The sequence below is a fragment of the Sulfitobacter sp. PS-8MA genome (assembly GCF_040933935.1).
Classification (GTDB): domain Bacteria; phylum Pseudomonadota; class Alphaproteobacteria; order Rhodobacterales; family Rhodobacteraceae; genus Sulfitobacter.
This window is the reverse complement of the sequence record NZ_JBFQYJ010000006.1, coordinates 927778-942918: the sequence shown is the minus strand read 5'-3', so window position 1 is coordinate 942918 and position 15141 is coordinate 927778. Positions and strand designations below refer to the sequence as shown.

The window sequence follows — 15141 nt, the reverse complement described above, 5'->3', positions numbered from 1 at the left end:
GCGGCGCCCGTTCTCCTTGGGGGGGGGTGTGATCAGCGGCCCAGCATCCAAATGCCATCGGGCCAGAAGGCGTCGAAGGCGAAGGCAAACATCACATCATGCGGCAGGTCGCGCCCCGCGCCGTCGCGTACGCGGATGGAACCGACATCCCGCCCCGCGCCAATCTCCCCCGCGTCCAGCGCCGAAGCTTGCCCGGCGCGCCATGTGATCGTGACCCCCGCCTCGCGCAGCTCGCCCGCTTCTGCCAGCCGGCTGAGCCGCCACGCCCTGTCACCGACGCGCACCACACGTTCAAGCGGCGCGATGCCATGCGGCGGCTGAGCCCCGTCATAGAGGAAGGGTTTGGCGGCGGAATCATAGCCCCGGTAGGGGTTGCGCCCATAGGCCCGGTTATAGGACGGCTCCTCCATCACCAGCCCATCGGGGTGGCGGGCGGTGAAATCGGCCCAGCTTTCCAGCCAGCTTGGAAGGTGCCTGAGTTCGCTGCCGGTCAGCGCCCCGACGATGGCGCGGCCCTCGGCCTGCTGCCACCAGCTTTGGGTCTGGCGGTCATACATCACCATGTCGGAATGGCGCAGCTTGCCCGAAACGCCAAAGCTGAGCACCTGCCCCGCCACGCGGCGGTCAAAGACCAGCGCCGAGTTGCAGAGCGGGCAAAAGGTCACCGCGATGGGCCGGCCCTGCACCCGGTCGTTCACGATCTCATGCCAAGTGAGATAGCGAATCGGATAGGCGCGTGGCTTGGCCCCGTCGATCTCGACCGTGATCACAGGCTCACGCGGGGCGATGCGGGTCTCTGAGGCAGCGCTGCGAAAGTCAGGCGCATCAAGCGCCGGGATGCCGTCCTTCGGGGGGCCGCCCGAGATGATCTCGGACCAGTCGGTGATGCTTGTTTTCGAGAAATCGGTTTCCGGCCACTCCCCCTGCCAGCGGGCTGGATCGGCGGTGGCGGGCATGGCCGAAAGGCCAAGGGTCAAAACAATGGCGCATAGTCTGATCATCTGACCAGCTTGGCGCATAGGGGGGTGGGCAAGCAAGCCCACCCCACGCAATCGGGATCAGATGTTACTCGGTCACGGTGACCGTTTTCATCACATCCGGGGTGCCGGTCACGGCGCCATTCGGGCCGGTTCCGCGTTTGATGGCGTCGACGACGTCCTGCCCCTCGGTCACTTTGCCCACGACGGTATATTCACCGTTGAGGAAAGGCGCTTCGTCAAACATGATGAAGAACTGGCTGTTGGCGCTGTCGGGGCTCTGGCTGCGGGCCATGCCCACGACGCCCTTCTCAAAGGCGATGTCCGAAAACTCGGCCTCAAGATCGGGCTTTTCGGAGCCGCCCATGCCCGCACGCGCGGTGTCGCCATCTGCGCGGCCGAATTGCACATCGCCGGTCTGCGCCATGAAGTCCTCGATCACGCGGTGAAAGACCACCCCGTCATAGGCGCCTTCTTCGGCCAGTTCGGTGATCTGCGCCACATGGTTGGGGGCCACGTCTTCGAGCAGGTCGATCTTGATCGTGCCATTCGCCTCGCCCGCGACTTCGATCTCAAGCCCGGTGGCCATCGCCGCCGTGCCGAGGAGCGCGAAAAGCGCGCTGGTGCTTGCGAGCTTACGCATCGGCGGCCACCTTGACACTGATCATGCGGTCGGGGTTCGCAGGCGGCTCGCCCCGGGTGATCGCGTCGACATGTTCCATGCCGGAGATGACCTGCCCGTAAACGGTGTATTGACCGTTGAGGAAGTCATTGTCCTTGAAGTTGATGAAGAACTGGCTGTTGGCGCTGTCGGGATTGGCCGAACGGGCCGCGCCGATGGTGCCGCGGGCGTGGGGCACCTTGGAGAATTCCGCCGGCAGGTTCGGCAGATCGGAGCCACCGGTGCCCGCGGCGCGCAGGTTGAAGTTGTCTTCCATATTGCCATTGGCGACATCGCCGGTCTGGGCCATGAAGCCTTCGATCACACGGTGGAAGGCGACATTGTCGTATTTCCCGGCGCGGGCCAGTTCCTTCATCCGCTCGACATGCTTGGGCGCGAGGTCGGGCATCAACTCGATGGTGACGGTGCCGCCTTTCAGCTCCATCAGGATGGTGTTTTCTGGGTCTTTGATATCGGCCATTGTGCAATCCTTCTGCTTATCTTTGCCAGATACCTAAGGAGCTTGGCCGCGATTGCCAAGCCGCGCATTGACGCGAGCGGCGATAACAGCAAAACACAGCGCAAGAGATTGATTTGGAGTAGAGCGATGGGCTGGAAGACGCTGGACGACATGGACCTGAACGGCAAACGCGTGCTTTTGCGCGTGGACATCAACGTGCCGGTCGAGGATGGCCGCGTGAGCGACGCCACAAGGATCGAACGGATCGTGCCCACGGTGCAAGACATCCTGTCGCGCGGCGGCAAGGTCACCCTGCTGGCGCATTTTGGCCGCCCAAAGGGCAAGGTCGTGGAGGACATGAGCCTGAAGCAGGTGCTGCCCGCCCTGGAAGATGCCCTGGGCCGCGATGTGACCTTTGTCCCCGCACTAGATGCGGCGGCAGCGGCAGAGGGTGATCTGCAACTGATGGAGAACATCCGCTTCTACCCCGGCGAAGAAGCCAATGACGAAGGTTTCGCCCGTCAATTGGCCGCGCTTGGCGATATCTACTGCAACGACGCCTTCTCTGCCGCGCACCGCGCCCATGCCTCGACCGAGGCGCTGGCCCGCCTGCTGCCCGCCTGCGCGGGCCGTCTGATGCAGGCCGAACTCTCAGCGCTGGAGAAAGCCCTCGCCAAACCCGAGCGCCCGGTCGGCGCGGTGGTCGGCGGGGCCAAGGTCTCGACCAAGATCGCCCTGCTGGAGAACCTCGTCAACAAGCTCGACGTGCTGGTCATCGGCGGCGGCATGGCAAACACCTTTCTCGCCGCGCTTGGCGCTGATCTGGGCAAATCGCTGGAAGAGCCGGACTATTATGACACCGCGAAGGACATCATGGCGCAGGCCGAAGAGGCCGGCTGCCGGGTGATCCTCCCCGTCGATGGTCTGGTCGCGCGGGACTTTGCCAAAGGGGCCGCGCATGAGGTGGCCCAGCTTGGCCCCGACGCCAAGCTCTCTGAGGATCAAATGGTGCTGGACGCGGGCCCCGATACGGTGGCGCTGGTCGAGACGGCATTCGCCGGGCTGCGCACGCTGATCTGGAACGGGCCAATGGGGGCCTTTGAAATCCCGCCCTTCGACACTGCCACGGTCGCCGCTGCCCGTGCGGCCGCCCAACAGACCCGCGAGGGCACGCTGACCTCCGTGGCCGGCGGGGGCGACACGGTGGCCGCGCTGAACCAGGCGGGGGTGGCCGAGGACTTCACCTATATCTCCACCGCAGGCGGCGCCTTTCTGGAGTGGATGGAGGGCAAGACGCTGCCCGGCGTCGCGGCCCTTGGCGGATAAGTCACGCCTGCTGAAAAACTGGTCGATATCCTATGGCATAGGCGCGCGGGGGGTTCCCCTGAACGAATCGCCTGTGCCATAAAGGATTTACGCCCGGTAAGAGGCGACAGAGGCAGAGACATGACCCGCAGCACCCGCCCCGCTTTTGGTACTTTACTGTTCTTCGCGATCGCCTTCGCGCTGAGCCTCTATTTCACCTTTGCCGCCGTGCAGGGCGATTTCGGCCTTTTCCGTCGGACCGAGATCGTGGCCGAGAACCAAAAGCTGAGCGCGCGTCTCGAAGAAGTCCGGGCCGAAGTGGCGCGGATGGAAAACCTCACCAAACGCCTGTCTGACGACTACCTCGACCTTGATCTGCTCGACGAACGCGCCCGCAAGGTCCTGGGCATGGTGCGCACCGACGAGATCGTCATCCGCTAATCTCCCACCCCCCTCTGCGGGGTTGCAATTCTTCCACGCTTCTGGCCCACTTTGGCTTGCCAGAACCGGTGCGCGTGCCAGTTTACAAAGTCTCTCGCAATCCGCTTCGGAATGCGCTAGGGAATAGTTTAACGCTAAACTACTTTTGGCACCTGACCAGAGCCGACGGAGGAGACGTCCATGGCCGCAAAGAAATCGAGCAAGAAACCCAATGTCTCGGCGGAGGAGCTGACCAGCTATTACCGCGACATGCTGTTGATCCGGCGCTTTGAAGAAAAGGCCGGGCAGCTTTACGGCATGGGGCTGATCGGCGGGTTCTGTCATCTCTATATCGGTCAGGAAGCTGTTGTCGTGGGGCTTGAGGCCGCGGCGGAAGAGGGCGACAAACGCATCACCTCCTACCGCGATCACGGCCATATGCTGGCCTGCGGCATGGACCCCAACGGCGTCATGGCCGAGCTCACGGGCCGCGAGGGCGGCTATTCCAAGGGCAAGGGCGGCTCCATGCATATGTTCTCGAAAGAGAAGCATTTCTACGGCGGTCATGGCATCGTCGCGGCGCAGGTGCCCCTGGGCGCGGGCCTCGCCTTTGCCGACAAATACAAGGACAACGGCCGCGTCACCTTTACCTATTTCGGTGATGGGGCCGCGAACCAGGGCCAGGTCTATGAGACCTTCAACATGGCCGCCCTTTGGAAACTGCCGGTGATCTTTGTGATCGAGAACAACCAATACGCCATGGGCACCTCGCAGCAGCGCTCGACCTCCTCGGCCGAGATCTGGGAACGCGGCAAGGCTTTCGGCATCCCCGGCGAGGCGGTCGACGGCATGGATGTGCTGGCGGTAAAGGAAGCGGGCCAGAAGGCCGTGGAACACGCCCGCAAGGACGGCCCTTATATTCTGGAAATCAAGACCTACCGCTACCGCGGCCACTCCATGTCCGACCCCGCGAAATACCGCACCCGCGAAGAGGTCCAGAAAATGCGCGACGAGCGCGACCCGATCGAAGCCGTGCGCAGCCTGCTGCTGGAGGGCAACCATGCCAGCGAGGATGATCTCAAAGCCATCGACAAGGAGATCAAGAAGATCGTGAACGAAAGCGCCGATTTCGCCAAGGAAAGCCCGGAGCCCGATCTCGACGAGCTTTGGACCGATATCTACGCCACCGAAGTGCCGCAGGAGGCCGACGCCTGATGCCGCATTTCGAGATTCACGCAACGGATGTCGCGGCCGCGAAAACCTTCTACGGCGGGCTGTTCAACTGGCAGTTCACCCCGATGGAAGGCGGCGAGGAGATGGCATACCACCTGATCGAAGGCCGCGACATCGGCATGACCCGGGGGCTGACCGGCGGACTGATGGCGCGCAGCGGCCCGGCCCCCGCCCCCGGCGGCCCGATCCGGGGCGGCACCATGACCTTTGAAGTCGACGATTGTGACGCGCGCTATCGCTGGGCGCTCGACAATGGCGGCGCCGAGGCGCTTGCGCCCACGGATTACCCGGGCATTGGCCGTTGCGCCTATGTCGAGGACGGCCAAGGCAACGTCGTCGGAATGATTACTCCCGCGGAGAACAACTAATATGGCAACCGAAATTCTCATGCCCGCCCTCAGCCCCACCATGGAAGAGGGCACGCTGGCCAAATGGCTGGTCAAGGAGGGCGACGAAGTCTCCTCCGGTGATATCCTGGCCGAGATCGAGACCGACAAGGCCACGATGGAATTTGAAGCCGTGGACGAAGGCACCATTGGCAAGATCCTGATCGAAGAAGGCACCGAGGGCGTCAAGGTCAACACCGCCATCGCCGTGCTCTTGGAAGAAGGCGAAAGCGCCGACGACATCGACAGCGCGACATCCGCCCCCGCCGAGGACAAAGGCGGAGATGCCAAACCCGCGCAGGCGAAATCCTCGGACGACGACCGCGAGACGCCCGCCGAGGGCAAGAAACAGCCCGAGCCCGACACCAGCCCCGACTGGCCCGAGGGCACCGAGATGAAGCAGCAGACCGTCCGCGAAGCGCTGCGCGACGCCATGGCCGAGGAAATGCGCCGCGATGAGAATGTCTTTCTCATGGGCGAGGAAGTGGCCGAATACCAAGGCGCCTATAAAATCTCCCAAGGTCTGCTGGACGAGTTCGGCGCCAAGCGCGTGATCGACACGCCGATCACCGAACATGGTTTTGCCGGCGTCGGCGTCGGCGCGGCCTTTGGCGGGCTGCGCCCGATTGTCGAGTTCATGACCTTCAACTTCGCGATGCAGGCAATGGACCAGATCATCAACTCGGCGGCCAAGACGCTTTATATGTCCGGCGGCCAGATGGGCGCGCCCATGGTCTTCCGCGGCCCCAATGGTGCGGCGGCCCGGGTGGGCGCCCAGCACAGCCAGGACTACGCCGCATGGTTCATGCAGATCCCTGGCCTCAAGGTCGCGATGCCCTATTCGGCGAGCGATTACAAAGGCTTGATGAAAACCGCGATCCGCGACCCCAACCCGGTGATCTTCCTTGAGAACGAAATCCTCTATGGCCGCAGCTTTGATGTGCCGGATGTCGAGGATTACACCGTCCCCTTCGGCAAAGCCCGGGTCTGGCGCGAGGGCAGCGACGTTACCATCGTCAGCTTCGGCATCGGCATGACCTATGCGCTGGAAGCCGCCGAGAAACTGGCCGAGGAGGGCATCGAAGCCGAGGTCATCGACCTGCGCACCCTGCGCCCGATGGACACCGACACGGTGCTGAAATCGGTGATGAAGACCAACCGCTGTGTCACCGTCGAAGAAGGCTGGCCGCAGGGTTCGGTCGGCGGCTATATCAGCAGCGTTATCATGCAGGAGGCGTTCGATTACCTCGACGCGCCCGTGATCACCTGCACCGGCAAAGACGTGCCCATGCCCTATGCCGCCAACCTCGAAAAACACGCTCTGGTCACCACGAATGAGGTGATCGAGGCTGTGAAACAAGTCACCTACCGGTAAGGAGCGGATCATGCCCACAGAAATTCTCATGCCCGCCCTCAGCCCCACGATGGAAGAAGGCACGCTGGCGAAATGGCTGGTCAAAGAGGGCGACGAAGTCGCCTCCGGCGACATTCTGGCCGAGATCGAGACCGACAAGGCGACGATGGAGTTCGAAGCGGTTGACGAAGGCACCATCGGCAAGATCCTGATCGACGAAGGCAGCGAAGGCGTGAAGGTGAACACCCCCATCGCCGTGCTGCTCGAAGAAGGCGAAAGCGCCGACGATATCGACAGTTCCGCAGGCGCGGCCAAGGAAGAGACACCGAAAGCTGAAGAGAGCGACAAAGCCGCCGAGGCCGAAACGCCCGAGGCGGGCTATGGCCGCGGTGCCAGCGAGGCGAACGAGGCGCAGAGCCAGAACGACAGCAAAGCCCCCGCCGCGCCGAAAACGGACAAGGGCGAGCGCATCTTCGCCTCCCCCCTCGCCCGCCGCATTGCCGCCGACAAAGGCTTGGATCTCACGCAAATCGACGGCAGCGGACCACGTGGCCGGATCGTGAAAGCGGATGTTGAAAGCGCCCAGCCGACGGCAGCAAAATCCGACAGCGCAGCGCCCGCCAAAGACGCGGCCCCCGTCACCGAGCCCGCGCCTGCCGGCGCCTCGGCGGATGCGGTCATCAAGATGTACGAGGGCCGCGACTTTGAAGAAGTCACCCTCAACGGCATGCGCAAGACCATCGCCGCACGGCTCACGGAAGCGAAACAGACGGTGCCGCATTTCTACCTGCGCCGCGACATCCAGATCGACGCGCTGCTGTCTTTCCGCAGCGATCTGAACAAGCAGTTGGAAGCACGGGGCATGAAGCTCTCGGTCAATGATTTCATCATCAAGGCCTGCGCCTTGGCTCTGCAATCGGTGCCGGATGCCAATGCCGTCTGGGCCGGGGATCGTATCCTCAAGCTGAAGCCGTCGGACGTGGCCGTGGCCGTCGCCATCGAAGGCGGGCTCTTCACCCCGGTGCTGCAGGACGCCGACACGAAGTCGCTCTCAACCCTCTCGGCGCAGATGAAAGACCTCGCCAGTCGCGCCCGTGATCGCAAGCTCGCGCCGCATGAGTATCAGGGCGGCAGCTTCGCGATTTCCAATCTGGGCATGTTCGGGATCGACAATTTCGACGCCGTCATCAATCCGCCGCATGGCGCGATCCTCGCCGTCGGGGCCGGGGTGAAGAAACCGATCATTGGCAAAGATGGCGAGATCACCGCCGCCACCGTCATGTCTGTCACCCTCTCGGTCGACCACCGGGTGATCGACGGTGCGCTCGGGGCGCAATTGCTGAACGCCATCGTCGAGAACCTTGAGAACCCAATGGTCATGCTGGCCTGACATAGTTTCGGAAGTTTGAGAGCAGTTAGCCCTGAACACCGCCCGCCGGGTGGTCCCATAAAACAAAAGCCGGAGCGCATGCTCCGGCTTTTTGCGTTTCGCGCTGACCGAAAAGCCTATTCGTACTCCGGCCCGAACAGATGGTTCATCGACATCGACGGCTGATCACAGCCCGCCTCGCCCACGATCCGCGCCGGAATCCCCGCCACGGTCTTGCAAGAGGGCACCTCTTCCAACACCACAGACCCCGCCGCGATCCGGCTGCAATGACCCACCTTGATATTGCCCAGCACCTTTGCGCCGGCACCGATCAAGACACCATCGCCGATCTTCGGATGCCGGTCTTCCTCTTCCTTGCCGGTGCCGCCGAGCGTCACCGAATGCAACATCGAGACATTGTCGCCCACCACGGCCGTCTCACCGATCACGATGGAATGCGCGTGGTCGATCATGATCCCCTTGCCCAGCTTCGCGGCGGGGTGGATATCGACGCCAAAAATCTCGCTCACACGCATCTGGATGAAATAGGCCAGATCGCGCTTACCCTTGGTATAGAGATGGTGCCCAACCCGGTAGGCCTGCACCGCCTGATAGCCCTTGTAATACAGGATCGGCTGCAACAAACGGTGGCAAGCAGGGTCGCGGTCATAGATCGCCCGCAGGTCCGCCCGCGCGGCGGCGACCAGATCGGCGTCCTCGGCATAGGCTTCTTCGACCATTTCGCGCACCACCATCATCGACATCTCGTTCGACGACAATTTGGCGGCGATCCGGTAAGACAGCGCATTTTCAATGGATTTATGGTGCAGAATACAGGCATGGACAAAGCCACCAATCAGCGGCTCATCCCGCACGGCGGCTTCGGCTTCTTGCTGGATGCGGTCCCAAACCGGGTCCATCTTTGAGATACGACTGCGTGTCTGTGCCATGTCATTGTCCTTCGCGCTCAGGCCATGGTAGCTCATGCAACAGCGCGGGACCAATTGTAAATCCGTCCCGCGCAGAATCGTGAAGGGAGCGCAGAGACTTTGCCCCCCCGGGATGCTACCACATTTGAGAGTTTAGGGCGCGATCTGAAGCCGCGCGGCCAACCCCGGGCCGTAAGCAGAAGAAACCTGCGCCACTTCAATGGCAAAAGGCCCGGTGATCCCATCCGCGGCTTGCGCCGCCTTGCTGTAGGTCCAATGCGGCGCGCTGAGCAGCAACTCGCGTCGCATGTCGCTGCCGATGAACAGGCGCAGAAGATAGCTCTCGCTCTCTTCGCCCAAGGGCACATCCGGCCCCTCCCAAGGGTCGCCATCAATCCGTGTACGGCGCAGCCAGGTGACGTGGATATCCCCATTTGCATCGGTCTCACTGCGCAGATGGCAGGGGCTATAGGGCCGCAACCCGATGCCATCGAAAGCATGAACCTGATGCAAGTAAGACGGATCGTCCACCGGCCTTTGCGCCGGACCGATACGGTAATGCTGGGCCACCCGCCGCAGATGCCGCCCAAATTCGAGCTGTTGCGGATGGCCATCCATCAAAACGAAGATCGATCCCGCGGGCCAGGCATAAGGCATCAAGGCATCGGTCCCCGCCTGCCCCCGAAGCCGCCCGCGCAGCCAATAGGTCAGGGGCGCGATGAGTTCGGCCTGCTCGAACTGAAACAATTCCCAATTATCCGCCGAGCCGTCACCGATGGCCGCAAGGTTTGCACCGTTCAGCAGCGCCTCGCGGCTCACCGATTGCAGGGTCCCACTGGTCAGTTTGACCTCCAACACCGGCCCATGGTCCAGCATCCCCGCAGGGGCTTTGAGCAGCGGCGATCCGGTGATGCCGAGCGTCGAACGGCTCGGCACAATCGCGTTCAACGCATAGTCGCTGTCACTGGCCGACCGGTAGACCGCCACAGAGCCGGGCCAGGGGTTTGCGGTGACCGCCAGATGCGGCGCATAGGGCAGCTCATCCCCGCGCATCAGGGGCAGATCCATGAATTGTGGCAGCACCGGCACCGGCGGCACGAAAGGCCGCAGGCTGGGCAAGCGTTCGTCGAAAGGCAGGGTGTCATAGACTTCGGGTTCGATCCGCACCCCCTCGACCAAGAGCGCGCCGGCCTGTTCCACCCGGTCGATCCGAAAGCGTGCAGCGCCCTCCTGCCCGTCGCCCGGCAGTTCAATCACATCCCCCGCACCGAGCGCCATGCGCGAGGGGGGCAGCGCCAGCCGCAGGGTTTCACGCGCGACCCGGCTTTCCGTGAGCCAGCGCTCGACCACCTGCCGCCCCTCACCGCGGGTCAGGGCCATATTCAATTCGGACCCGCTGACCGCATGGGTCGCCTCATCCGCCAGAACCGCCTCTTCGGCCACGACGTCAAAATCCCCATCCGCCTCGACGAAACGCAGCCGCACCCGACCGGCAATTTCGGCCTCTGCCGCGCGAAGCTGTTCGGTGATTCCCGCCAGTTCGGGACTGACGGCCAGATGCTCGGGCTCCAGCGGCACGGCATTGACACCATCGCGCATCCGAAATTTCAGCACGCCTGCGCGCTCAATCGCGTCGAACCCGTAGCGCAGCATCAAGGGCTGCAACGCCTGCCGCCCCTCGCCCAGGTGATCCACCGCATAGCCGCGCACATAGCCGAAAAGCTCAGAAGTATCGAAATGCGCGACCCCCGCTCGGCGGCAAATCTCGCCCACCACAGACGCCAGCGTGCGGCCCGAGACGCGGCCGTTGAGCCAATGGCCGCGGGCATAGTTCTCCCCGTCGCTCCACATGTCCAAGTTATTGGGAAAGAACGGAAAAGGCCGCATGTCCCAGGCCCAGACAAAGGCGCGTGACATATCAAGCATCCGCCCGCCATATTCCTCCGACAGAGGGTTATGGGCAGGATCGCTCCAGTATTCCGACATCGCCCGCAGATATTGCATCTGCATCAGATCATCCCGCGCGCCGTTGGAATAGCGTGGCAAAGCGCTTTCCGAACTTTTCAGATCAAGGAATTTATTGGGCTGGTTTGCGCCCTTATCGATCGCCGCACAGCCGTATTCGGTGAACCAGATCGGCTTGGACATCGGCACCCAGCCTGTCGGTTCAGCGTTCCGCTGGCCATTGATCCGGTTGTGATGCGAATTGCGCCACCAGTTGCGCAGGTCTTTGTAGCGGTAGACCCAAGGCTCATCCGCGGTCCCGTCGGTAATCGGCGTGCGGATCTGCGCCGCGCGGGCTTCGGGCGAATGGTAGTACCAATCATAGCCCTCACCGCCCTCGATGTTCGCCTTGAGGTAATCGAGATCATGGATCGCCGGCCAGTCTGCCGCGTCCAGATGCCCGTCTTCCTCGCGCCAATCGGCCAGTGGCATGTAATTGTCGATGCCGATGAAGTCGATATTGTCATCTGCCCAAAGCGGGTCGAGATGGAAGAAGAGGTCGCCACTGCCATCTTGCGGGTGATAGCCGAAATATTCCGACCAATCCGCCGCATAGCTGATTTTGACAGCCGGCCCCAGCAGGGCGCGCACTTCGGCGGCCAGTTGGCGCAGCGCCGCCACGGCGACAAAGCTATTCCCGGCCCCGCGAATCTGCGTGACCCCGCGCATTTCAGAAGAGATGCAAAACGCATCCACCCCGCCCGCCGCCGCACAAAGCGCCGCGTAGTGCAGAATGAACCGCGACAAGCTCCATTCCTCCGGCCCGCTGTAGCTGACCGTCTCACCGGAAACCGCGAAATCCGCCGCCGTGACCGTGCCAAAGAACGCCGCGACTTCCTCCGCCGCCGCTGCGGTTCCGTCCGGGCTGCCCGCACGGCCCGGCGCCTGCGATAGGGTGATCCGCCCGCGCCAGGGCAGCGGGGGTTGGGACTGCGCATCGCTATAGGGATCGGGCAGATCATTGCCCTCGGTCTGGTCCATCAAGATGAAAGGGTAGAACATCACCGCTTTGCCCGCTGCATTCAGCGCCTGGATCGCCTCGATCACCGCCGCATCGGCAGGGGTGCCGCCGTAGATGGGCCGGTCGTCCAATGTGGCGATAACCTCTGCCGCCCCCCGCGAAAGCCCGGAGACAGTCCAGGGCATGTTTTCACCCTCGATCTCGGCGTCCACCACCTTGGGTCGCAGCTGGCAATCGCCACAGCGCAGATCACTGCCAAACCAGCAGACAACGAGCGAGGCCGCCTCCAGCTTGGGAAGCTCTTCTGTCAGACTTTCCAGCGCCACCGAAAAATCCGTCTTGCCCGCGGGCGTGTTGATATTGGCCGACCAATTTGCCCCCGGACCATTGCTATAATGCACGGGCGTCGTCGCCAGACTGTATTCGCCCGTGCCGGGGATCAGCGCGACGCCGCGCAGGCCGAAGGGCGGGGTATGGTCCCACCCCGGCGTGCTGCGCTGTTCGGGCCGCATCACCTCAAAGGAGAACTGCGGCACGCGGTTGCCGAATTGTGCGAGCGGCAGGTCTTCGAAGACGACATAGGCGGTGCCGCGATAGGCTGGGACTTGGTCCATACCCTCAATCGCGGCCATGGTCGGATCGGGCTGCTGTTCTCTGCTGCCGGTATAGACGCGCATATTCAGATCATCGGGCGCGACCTCCACACCGTCCGCCCAGACCCGGCCCACGCTGGTGATCTCCCCCTCGCAAAGCGCAATGGCAAGGCTCACCGAATAGCTATAACGCGTGGTCTTGGGCTTTGGTGGCCCGCCCTTGCCGCCGCCGCTGACCGCGACCTCTTCCTTGAAGAGCGAGGCCCATATCACATGGCCGCTCAACCGCATGCGGCCATAGAGCTGCGCAATGGCCTCGCCCTCTCCCGACCCCGTCAGGCGAAACCGATCAACCCGGCCGGTCTCTACCGCCTGCGCGCCCTGCCCCAGCAAACGCTGATCGACAAGACGCCCCAGCGTGGCACCGACCGCCCGGCCCACGGCCACCGAAGACAGCCCCGCCAAAGTGCCACCGATCGAGCCGCCTACCGCCGCGCCCGCGGCCGAAAGAACAATCGTTGCCATCAGGTGATCTCCTTGGGAAATTCAAATCGCGCCACGATGCGCCGCCGCCACGGCCCGCTGAGCGGGCTTTCCACGACCCCATGCCCTGAATAGGCATGGATAAAACTGGGCTTGGGCGCGAGGTCGGCCTGAAGCCCGAGATGTTTCGCCACCGACCCGCGCCGCATCCGAAACAACAGCACATCGCCCGCGGCGACATCCTCTGGCGGTTTTGCCCGCAGATGCCGTTGCACCGCCGCCCATAGCCGTTCTTCGCCCTGCGGCTCGGACCAATCCATCGAATAGGCAGGGACCGGTTCAGGCTCCGCCCCCAGCAGCTCGCGCCAGAGGCCGCGCAATAGCCCCAGACAATCGCAGCCCGCCCCCCGCGTGGCGGCCTGATGAACGTAAGGCGTGCCGATCCAGCCCCGCGCCGCGGTGACCCATTGCCCCCCCGTCATCGACGCGACCCGCCGGAATTGACGCCGTCGGATTTCGGCACCGCCATGATCCAATCATCCTCCGGAAGATCCGGGAATCCCTGAAAGTTCAGCAGGTTGTTAAACTTCAGACGGCAGGTTTCCATGCGCTTGTCGCAGCCCGCCGTGATCCGCACCATCGTCCCCGGGGCCACCGCCCCGCGGATCGGCTCCCAGAGTTCAATGACACGTTCGCTGCCGTCAAACCGATCCTGTTTGATCATCCCCCACAGGCCAGCGGCGGGGCCGTCCAAGACATCCAGCCGCCCCCGCGCGAACCAGCTCTCGTCAAAACCTGCGAACCCCGCCCAGCGAAACGCCTGCGCGGCCTCGACCCCTTCGACGGGCCGCAGATCGCTATAGCCCGGCGCGCTCAGATCGAATCCGCAATTGCCGTCGCCCAATACGGCAGAACAAGGTTTCTGATAGACCCGTCCCATCGGCTGGTTGAGCGGCTCGCTCAGGCCCCGCAACTCCGCGCGGAAACTGCCACCGGCGCGGTGCAACTCGCCAATGCTGCCGCGAAACTGGAAGAGCCGCTGTGTCGGATCGGCCCAGTTCACCAGCCAGGCCAGCACCTCCGCCCCGTCAAACCGCCCCTGCTCGATCTCATCTTCACGGATCGCCTGATCGCTCAGCGCGCCAATCGCCTCGGTGTTGTCCACCGACAGGCCGGTGGTCTGGGCCAGCGCCCGCGCGCTCAACCCGCTGTCGGCCCGAAATGTCACACCCTCGAATTGCAGCGGCAGATCATGGTCGGTGAAAGCAAAGACCGTCCCATCGGCCCGGGTGAGTTGCCAACAGTGGCAAAGCGTCGTCACGCCGCTTTCCAGATGCGCCGCGAACCCCGGTTCCAACCCCGCCATCAGACCCGCACCTCGATCACAGGCACATCCGGCACCTGCCCTGCCTGAAAGCTCTCGACCGAGACGAGGATACGATCGGTATCGAAACGCACCGGCACATCAAACTCATAGCCGGCAAAGATCTCGACCTCTGGGTCCGGCGGATGGGCAAAGGTGATCATGCCGGTGGCCGCATCGACCTCGTACTCGACGCCCTCCTGCAACTCGTCCTGTTCCAGCCCCACCCGCACCGTCCCTGCGACAGGCTTCGTGATCGGCCGTTTGTAGCTCTGCGCGCCCGAGCGATAGGTCTTATAGATTTGAAAGGATGCCGTTTCACCGTCGCCAAAACCGATGCTCTGGTCGCCAAACGCCACCGGCACCTCGGCCTTGGCGGATTTGTAATCGGCCCAATCTTTCCAGCGAAACCCATAGATCTGCCCCATACGCGCCTCAAAGAACGCAACCAGATCCTGCAGATCATCGATCGAGCGCATCCCCAGCCCGGCGTCATAGCGGCGCCGCGAATGGGCCCATGGGGTGTTGCGCTCTTCAAAACCGTTCGCCAGCGTGACCACATCGGTCTGCCGCTGCGGCCCTCCAAGCGCGCCAAAACTCAAGGTCGGGGGAAATCTGACGTCGTGAAATTGCATGTCCTGCA

Annotated in this window: 14 protein-coding genes; 6 read left to right on the top strand and 8 right to left on the bottom strand. The window is 63.2% G+C overall.

Features of this window, described 5'->3' with window-relative positions; genetic code table 11:
* Nucleotides 1-32: 32 nt before the first annotated feature.
* From AB4M76_RS08575 to AB4M76_RS08565, 3 genes are all read right to left on the bottom strand, one after another.
* Nucleotides 33-1001: a DUF3179 domain-containing protein gene (locus AB4M76_RS08575; RefSeq protein ID WP_368441404.1), complete on the bottom strand. Its 969-nt coding sequence runs from the start codon at nucleotides 999-1001 to the stop codon at nucleotides 33-35.
* A 64-nt stretch (nucleotides 1002-1065) separates the two neighbouring features.
* Nucleotides 1066-1620, bottom strand: coding sequence for a peptidylprolyl isomerase (locus AB4M76_RS08570; RefSeq protein ID WP_368441403.1), 555 nt, complete (start codon nucleotides 1618-1620; stop codon nucleotides 1066-1068).
* The gene (locus tag AB4M76_RS08565; RefSeq protein WP_368441402.1) at nucleotides 1613-2119 is read right to left on the bottom strand and encodes a peptidylprolyl isomerase; all 507 of its coding nucleotides are present in this window, start codon (nucleotides 2117-2119) and stop codon (nucleotides 1613-1615) included. The genes AB4M76_RS08570 and AB4M76_RS08565 overlap by 8 nt, the downstream gene beginning before the upstream one ends.
* A 126-nt stretch (nucleotides 2120-2245) precedes the next feature.
* Here AB4M76_RS08565 and pgk point away from each other — a divergent pair, with 126 nt between their 5' ends.
* The 6 genes from pgk to AB4M76_RS08535 all read left to right on the top strand — a co-directional run bounded on the left by pgk (nucleotide 2246) and on the right by AB4M76_RS08535 (nucleotide 8186).
* Complete coding sequence (gene pgk, locus AB4M76_RS08560) at nucleotides 2246-3424, top strand: phosphoglycerate kinase (protein ID WP_368441400.1); 1179 nt, start codon at nucleotides 2246-2248, stop codon at nucleotides 3422-3424.
* A gap of 120 nt (nucleotides 3425-3544) precedes the next feature.
* The gene (locus tag AB4M76_RS08555) at nucleotides 3545-3844 is read left to right on the top strand and encodes a septum formation initiator family protein (RefSeq protein WP_174858658.1); all 300 of its coding nucleotides are present in this window, start codon (nucleotides 3545-3547) and stop codon (nucleotides 3842-3844) included.
* Between the two features lie 180 nt (nucleotides 3845-4024).
* Nucleotides 4025-5038 (top strand): pyruvate dehydrogenase (acetyl-transferring) E1 component subunit alpha, encoded by a 1014-nt coding sequence (pdhA, locus tag AB4M76_RS08550; RefSeq protein WP_368441399.1) that lies wholly within the window; start codon nucleotides 4025-4027, stop codon nucleotides 5036-5038.
* On the top strand, nucleotides 5038-5424 hold the full coding sequence (locus AB4M76_RS08545; RefSeq protein ID WP_368441398.1) for a VOC family protein: 387 nt from the start codon (nucleotides 5038-5040) through the stop codon (nucleotides 5422-5424). Before pdhA ends, AB4M76_RS08545 begins: the two co-directional genes overlap by 1 nt.
* Nucleotide 5425: 1 nt before the next feature.
* Complete coding sequence (locus tag AB4M76_RS08540) at nucleotides 5426-6817, top strand: pyruvate dehydrogenase complex E1 component subunit beta (RefSeq protein WP_368441397.1); 1392 nt, start codon at nucleotides 5426-5428, stop codon at nucleotides 6815-6817.
* Between the two features lie 10 nt (nucleotides 6818-6827).
* Entirely contained in the window at nucleotides 6828-8186 is a 1359-nt protein-coding gene (locus tag AB4M76_RS08535) for a pyruvate dehydrogenase complex dihydrolipoamide acetyltransferase (RefSeq protein ID WP_368441396.1), read from the top strand.
* A 116-nt stretch (nucleotides 8187-8302) separates the two neighbouring features.
* Here AB4M76_RS08535 and cysE read toward each other — a convergent pair whose 3' ends face one another.
* The 5 genes from cysE to AB4M76_RS08510 all read right to left on the bottom strand — a co-directional run bounded on the left by cysE (nucleotide 8303) and on the right by AB4M76_RS08510 (nucleotide 15133).
* The gene (gene cysE / locus AB4M76_RS08530; RefSeq protein WP_368441395.1) at nucleotides 8303-9115 is read right to left on the bottom strand and encodes a serine O-acetyltransferase; all 813 of its coding nucleotides are present in this window, start codon (nucleotides 9113-9115) and stop codon (nucleotides 8303-8305) included.
* Between the two features lie 132 nt (nucleotides 9116-9247).
* Complete coding sequence (locus AB4M76_RS08525; protein WP_368441394.1) at nucleotides 9248-13177, bottom strand: glycoside hydrolase/phage tail family protein; 3930 nt, start codon at nucleotides 13175-13177, stop codon at nucleotides 9248-9250.
* On the bottom strand, nucleotides 13177-13617 hold the full coding sequence (locus tag AB4M76_RS08520) for an NlpC/P60 family protein (RefSeq protein WP_368441392.1): 441 nt from the start codon (nucleotides 13615-13617) through the stop codon (nucleotides 13177-13179). The genes AB4M76_RS08525 and AB4M76_RS08520 overlap by 1 nt, the downstream gene beginning before the upstream one ends.
* Nucleotides 13614-14501, bottom strand: a complete 888-nt coding sequence (locus tag AB4M76_RS08515) for a DUF2163 domain-containing protein (protein WP_368441391.1) — start codon at nucleotides 14499-14501, stop codon at nucleotides 13614-13616. The genes AB4M76_RS08520 and AB4M76_RS08515 overlap by 4 nt, the downstream gene beginning before the upstream one ends.
* Nucleotides 14501-15133, bottom strand: coding sequence for a TIGR02217 family protein (locus AB4M76_RS08510; protein ID WP_368441390.1), 633 nt, complete (start codon nucleotides 15131-15133; stop codon nucleotides 14501-14503). Before AB4M76_RS08510 ends, AB4M76_RS08515 begins: the two co-directional genes overlap by 1 nt.
* Between the last annotated feature and the right edge of the window lie 8 nt (nucleotides 15134-15141).